This window comes from Pseudarthrobacter sp., assembly GCF_036675385.1.
Classification (GTDB): Bacteria; Actinomycetota; Actinomycetes; order Actinomycetales; family Micrococcaceae; genus Arthrobacter.
In genome coordinates, this window is record NZ_JAKFFD010000152.1 from 1 (window position 1) to 5,944 (window position 5,944).

7 protein-coding genes are annotated in these 5,944 nt (G+C 66.5%); 4 read left to right on the top strand and 3 right to left on the bottom strand.

Annotated elements, in window-relative coordinates:
- Window positions 1–22 precede the first annotated feature (22 nt).
- Entirely contained in the window at window positions 23–1,702 is a 1,680-nt protein-coding gene (purF, locus tag V6M49_RS12250; RefSeq protein ID WP_141138596.1) for an amidophosphoribosyltransferase, read from the top strand.
- Window positions 1,699–2,868, top strand: coding sequence for a phosphoribosylformylglycinamidine cyclo-ligase (purM, locus tag V6M49_RS12255; RefSeq protein WP_141138597.1), 1,170 nt, complete (start codon window positions 1,699–1,701; stop codon window positions 2,866–2,868). Before purF ends, purM begins: the two co-directional genes overlap by 4 nt.
- Before the next feature lie 55 nt (window positions 2,869–2,923).
- On the opposite strand, the gene V6M49_RS12260 is transcribed toward purM, so the two are convergent.
- Window positions 2,924–3,703: a VOC family protein gene (locus V6M49_RS12260; RefSeq protein WP_332761259.1), complete on the bottom strand. Its 780-nt coding sequence runs from the start codon at window positions 3,701–3,703 to the stop codon at window positions 2,924–2,926.
- A gap of 229 nt (window positions 3,704–3,932) precedes the next feature.
- Window positions 3,933–4,166 (bottom strand): DUF3073 domain-containing protein, encoded by a 234-nt coding sequence (locus V6M49_RS12265; protein ID WP_056341155.1) that lies wholly within the window; start codon window positions 4,164–4,166, stop codon window positions 3,933–3,935.
- A gap of 275 nt (window positions 4,167–4,441) precedes the next feature.
- Here V6M49_RS12265 and V6M49_RS12270 point away from each other — a divergent pair, with 275 nt between their 5' ends.
- Both V6M49_RS12270 and V6M49_RS12275 read left to right on the top strand, forming a co-directional pair.
- Window positions 4,442–5,083, top strand: a complete 642-nt coding sequence (locus V6M49_RS12270; protein WP_141138599.1) for a septum formation family protein — start codon at window positions 4,442–4,444, stop codon at window positions 5,081–5,083.
- A gap of 305 nt (window positions 5,084–5,388) precedes the next feature.
- Window positions 5,389–5,715 (top strand): hypothetical protein, encoded by a 327-nt coding sequence (locus V6M49_RS12275; RefSeq protein WP_332761260.1) that lies wholly within the window; start codon window positions 5,389–5,391, stop codon window positions 5,713–5,715.
- Between the two features lie 87 nt (window positions 5,716–5,802).
- Here V6M49_RS12275 and V6M49_RS19925 read toward each other — a convergent pair whose 3' ends face one another.
- Window positions 5,803–5,943, bottom strand: a complete 141-nt coding sequence (locus tag V6M49_RS19925) for a Rid family hydrolase (protein WP_442959722.1) — start codon at window positions 5,941–5,943, stop codon at window positions 5,803–5,805.
- Window position 5,944: the final 1 nt, after the last annotated feature.

Consider the following 5,944-nt stretch of genomic DNA (forward strand, 5'->3'; position numbering starts at 1 on the left):
CATCTCGTGAGATAATCGACCAGTGGCACGCGGCGATGGAAAACTTTCTCATGATCTTCTCCCTGGCGAAAAGGGACCTCAGGACGCTTGTGGCGTTTTCGGGGTCTGGGCGCCAGGTGAAGAAGTAGCAAAACTCACCTATTACGGGCTGTATGCATTGCAGCACCGCGGTCAGGAGTCGGCTGGTATAGCTACCAGTGACGGCAAGCGGATCAACGTCTACAAGGATATGGGCCTCGTTTCCCAGGTCTTCGACGAGACCACGCTGAACACCCTGACCGGGCACCTGGCGGTGGGACACTGCCGCTACTCCACCACCGGAGCCAGCCACTGGGCCAACGCCCAGCCCACCCTCGGCGCCACCAGCACCGGCACGGTTGCCCTGGCGCACAACGGCAACCTGACCAACACGGCCGAGCTCAACGCCATGATCATGGAACGCAACGGCGGCCAGCTCAGCGGCGAAATGAAGCAGGGCAACACCTCGGACACCGCCCTCGTCACGGCACTGCTCGAAGGCGAGGAGGGCAAAACCCTCGAACAGACCGCCATGGAGCTGCTGCCGAAGATCAAGGGCGGCTTCTGCTTCGTGTTTATGGACGAAGGCACCCTCTACGCCGCACGCGATACGTACGGCATCCGCCCGTTGGTCCTGGGCCGGCTGGAGCGCGGCTGGGTGGTTGCCTCCGAGCAGTCCGCCCTGGCCACCGTGGGCGCCAGCTTCATCCGCGAAATCGAGCCGGGCGAATTCATCGCCATCGACGAGGACGGCGTGCGTTCCAAGCGCTTCGCGGAGGCGACGCCGGCCGGCTGCGTTTTCGAATACGTTTACCTCGCGCGTCCGGACGCCGCCATCGCGGGACGCTCCGTGTACGAGTCCCGCGTGGAGATGGGCCGCCAGCTGGCCCGCGAAAACACCCAGGACGCGGACATCGTCATCCCGGTCCCGGAGTCCGGCACCCCGGCCGCCGTGGGCTACGCCGAGGAATCCGGCATCCCGTTTGCGCATGGCTTCGTCAAGAACTCCTACGTGGGCCGCACTTTCATCCAGCCCTCGCAGACACTGCGCCAGCTGGGCATCCGGCTCAAGCTGAACGCCCTCGAGTCTGTGATCCGCGGCAAGCGCGTCGTGGTGGTGGATGACTCGATCGTCCGCGGCAACACCCAGCGCGCTATCGTGCGGATGCTCCGCGAGGCCGGCGCCGCGTCCGTCCACATCAAGATCTCGTCCCCGCCGGTCAAATGGCCGTGCTTCTATGGCATCGACTTCGCTTCCCGCGCGGAACTGATTGCCAACGGCGCCACCATCGAGGAAATCTCACAGGCCATCGGCGCCGATTCCCTGGCGTACATTTCCGAAGACGGCATGATCAACGCCACCAGGCAGCCGCGCGAGCGCCTCTGCACCGCCTGCTTCACCGGCACGTACCCCATCGAGCTCCCGGGCGCGGACAAACTGGGCAAGAACCTGCTGGAGCGTACCGACCTCGGCGGTCTCACGCCGTCGCCCTCTGCCCTCCCCGGCGCAACGGTGGCGCTGGCCATCGACGCCGAGGAGGACCCGGCGGACAAGGCCGGCGCCACCGGCTGCGATCCGGGACCGGACGCCGAGTTCGAGAACCTGCTCACCGAAGAAGACCACGTGCCCGCGATCCACCACGTAGCCACCACCCCCGGCGCTGAAAAGAAAGAGTCCGTATGACTTCCGCAACCCCCGCCGCCGGCAACAGCCCACTGAGCCCCGCAGGCATCACCTACGCCTCCGCCGGTGTTGACGTTGAAGCCGGCGACCGCGCCGTGGAGCTGATGAAGGGGGCCGTGAAGGCCACCCACAATTCCTCCGTCATCGGCGGAGTGGGCGGGTTCGCCGGCCTGTACGACGTCTCGCGCCTGCTGACCTTCAAGCGCCCGCTGCTGGCCACGTCCACCGACGGCGTGGGCACCAAGGTTGCCATTGCCCAGGCCATGGACATCCACGACACCATCGGCTTTGACCTGGTGGGCATGGTGGTTGACGACATCGTCGTAGTGGGCGCCGAGCCGCTCTTTATGACCGATTACATCGCCTGCGGCAAGGTTGTCCCGGAACGCATCGCGGACATCGTCCGTGGCATCGCCGCGGCCTGCTCCGTCGCCGGCACCGCCCTGGTGGGCGGCGAAACCGCCGAGCACCCCGGCCTCCTGGGCGAGCACGAATACGACGTTGCCGGTGCCGCCACCGGTGTTGTCGAGGCCTCCGACCTGCTGGGCCCGGACCGTGTCCGCGCCGGCGACGTTGTGATCGGCATGGCCTCCTCCGGCCTGCACTCCAACGGCTACTCCCTGGTCCGCCGCGTCATCAACCACGCCGGCTGGGCACTGGACCGCCAGGTCTCCGAACTCGGCCGCACGCTGGGTGAGGAACTGCTGGAACCTACCCGCGTCTACGCTGCAGACTGCCTGGACCTTGCCCGCGCCTTCCCGGTCAGCGGCTCCGCCGGGGGTGCAGCCGTGCACGGCTTCAGCCACGTCACCGGCGGCGGCCTGGCCGCCAACCTGGCCCGCGTGCTGCCGCAGGGCCTCGTGGCCACCGTGGACCGTGCCACCTGGGAGCTTCCGGCCATCTTCAAGCTGGTCTCCGAGCTGGGCAACGTCCCGCTGGCCGACCTCGAGCGCACGCTGAACCTCGGCGTGGGCATGGTGGCCATAGTGTCCGCCGAAGCCGCCGACGCCGCCGTGGCCCGCCTCAACGACCGCGGCGTCCCGTCCTGGATCATGGGCACCGTCACCGCGGACTCGGACTCCATCCTCAAGACCGGTCCGGACTACGTCCAGGGTGCCAAGGGTGTTGACGGCGGCGCCGTCCGCCTGGTCAACGCCTACGCCTAAAGTCCGTCCTCGGGTGCCCCGCAACCGCCAACCGGCGGCTGCGGGGCATCCGCGTTTAAACCTCCAGCAGGCTGAACTCACCGCCCTGCGGGTCCCGGAGGGTGGCCGTGGCGCCGGGCGTATCGTCGTCGTCCGGTTCCGGCGCGATCAGCACTTCCGCCCCCGCAGCCACGGCCTTCCGCACGGCCTCGGCCACGTCGGTGACGCCGAAGTAGATCTGCCACCTGGCAGGCGCCTCGGCAGCGACTATCCCGGCCACCTCCGCGCCGTTCACCATCAGCGTGCTGTACGTCCCGCCGTCGTCCTGGGGATACTCGGTCACGTCGTGGCCGAACAGCTGCTGGAAGAACCCGACGGCGGCCCGCGGCTCGGGCGTCAGCAGCTCTGTCCAGGACAGCGCACCGGCCTCGTTGTACCGGCCGGAGCCCGTGTGCGTTCCGGGCTGCCACACGCCGGTGGTCCCGCCGCCGGGAGGATCCACAAACACCATCACGCCGGTGTCCGCCACTTCCTCGGGGCCGAACTGCACTGCGCCGCCGGCGTGGGGAACTTCCTCTGCCAGCGCACCGGCGTCCTCGGCCGCGAAGTAGATGTTCCATTGGGCGTGCGTGCCGAGAGATTCCTGGTGCGGGTTCTGCGGCGCCACCACGGCCACCAGGTCCTCGCCCACGAACGCCTGGGCATAGCTGCGGCCATCGGGCGTGGGCTGGTCCTTGAAGCTCCACCCGAACACCGCCGCGTAGAAGGCCTTGGCTGCCTCCACGTCCCGGGTCTGGACGTCAGCCCAGCACGGTTCACCGTGGCGGTAGCTGGGGGATGAGGAGTTTCCTGGCATGGGGGTCCTTTCGCGGGCGGCACACGCATCAACGCCTCCAGTCAACACCAAAAAGCCCGCCGCCGGCACCGGGTTCCGGAGCAGGCAACGGGCCTGATAACTGAGGCCAGCACCGCGGGTCCGCTGGGATCCGGGGTGCTGAAAAGAAGCGCTGTACTAACGAACGGTGTCCGAACGTACTGCAGCGTCGCGGGGCCGGGCGCCTTGCGGCGGGGCCGGCGTGCAACAACTAGCCGATCCGACGGGTGTGTACCTCGTCGTCGTCTTCTTCCAAATCGTCCGCGTACTTATCCACATAAGCCGAATAGTCCGGTTCAACCGGGTCATTCGCGAAATGGCTCGTGGCACGACCTTCAGGACCTTTGAGCTCTCGCTGAAGGGCCGAATAGTCAGTGTTCGGGGAATAGTACTTAATATCCCGAGCCTGCTTGGTAGCTTTTGCCTTTTGACGGCCGCGCCCCATGGCGTGACCCCCTTTTGTACTCGGACCGGAGGTGGTCACCTTGGCTATCGGTGAGGCCCCGGAATGTTTGGTCAATTTGTCGTAACACCTAGATTACATGCTTTCCGCGCACGGTGCGCCCCGGCCCGTGCGCGCGGACGCCATGTCGGGTACCCTTACCGCCGCGACGCGCACGGTTCCCGGCTTTTTTGTTGGATAGAGTCTCTTCATCAGCTGCCGATCCGGGTGCCCGGAGAATCCAGCATCCCGAGGCTAAACCCAGGAGGGGTATCCGGATGGACAACCAGGAACCGCGCCCCGTCCCGCCCAAACCTGCCGCTCCGCCCACCGCCGGATTGCCTCACGTGGCTGTTCCGGCAACTGCGGTGGAGCCCCCGGCACGGAAGCCGCGGCGGGTCGCATCTACGCTCCTGAAGACTGTCTTCGTGGTGGTTCTGCTCGGTGTGGTGGGAGGCCTGGTGTGGCTCGCCGCGTGGCTGGATTCCGTGGCACCGGAAACGACCGGCGACGGCGGCTCCGTGGTCGTGGAAACCACTCCCACTCCCCTGGCCACCCCGCTCCCCCTCCCCCGTGAGGGTGTGGAGCCGCCGGACTACCGGCTGGGCGACTGCTTCAAGGATTTTGACCCCGAGGCTTTGCGGTCAACGGTGGTGGCCTGCGATACCGGCCACTCAGCCCAGCTTGTGGCCGTCTTCCGCTACCCCGCCGTTGGCTCCTATCCGGGCCGGGAGGCCCTGGCCGCCAAGGCCCTGGAGGCCTGCCAGGCGGCGAAGCTGGGACCGGCAGCGAACGAGTACACGCTGAACTTCCAGCGGGCCTACCCCAGCAGCACCAGTTGGGAATCAGGCGACCGGCGCGTGGACTGCTATGTCACGGCCGACGGCGGAAATGTCATCAACGCCAGCGCGCTGCCCTAACAGACCGCATTACCCGCGAACGGATAGAGAGCCTACGGCTTCATTGCGTTCGGCGGTCCGCTGGGTTGACCTTCGGGCTGGGGGTTTAGACTCGGGGCATGTCAGCTCTTTGGGGGACGCAGACTCAGCGCACACGGGTCCTGTTCGTTTCGGCCGCACTGGTGGTGTCGCTGACGGGCTGTGAGTACGGTGGCCCGACTGTAGGTGCAGCCGGCTCCTCGTCCCAAGGCGCAACGGCGCAGCCCCGGTCAACGGGCGTTACTTTGGCGCCGAACAGCGACCCGCGGGCTTCATCGTTCAAAGACATGAGTGACTGGTCATCGCAGCAGCTGAAACCGGCGCTGCCCGGCCAAGTGGCGGGCAGCGCCAGTTCGAATTCAACCACCGGCTACGGGATGACGGCCAAGCCCGGCAATTACGAACTGCACTTCCTGTGCGAAGGACCCGCCGACGTCGAGATGTCAGTGGCGAGCTGGGCAGGCGCCGCCGTTCTTGAACCAGTCCGGGTCGCCTGCGACGGCGGGGTGTTCGCGGCGCAAGTGAAGCTGGACACCGACGGTGCAGACTTCACCATGAATCCCGGCAGCGGCCCAGACGGACGCTATGCCTTCAGGCTCGTCCCCGCGTCGTAGCGGCGTGGAGGAGATTGAGCGCAGCGCTCACGACGGCGAGCGCTTCGTGACGCGGCTAGCCTGATCGGATGAAGAAGCTTGCTGTCGTCACCGGCGCCAACCGAGTGGATACGGTTCGTGCAAACGCCTGGAATAGACGTCGTTGATGGCTTGGAAGTCTTTGTAGTCAGTCAGATAAATGGTGGTTCGCAGTAAATCCTTCAGCGTCAGCCCCTGTTCGTCCAGCAGG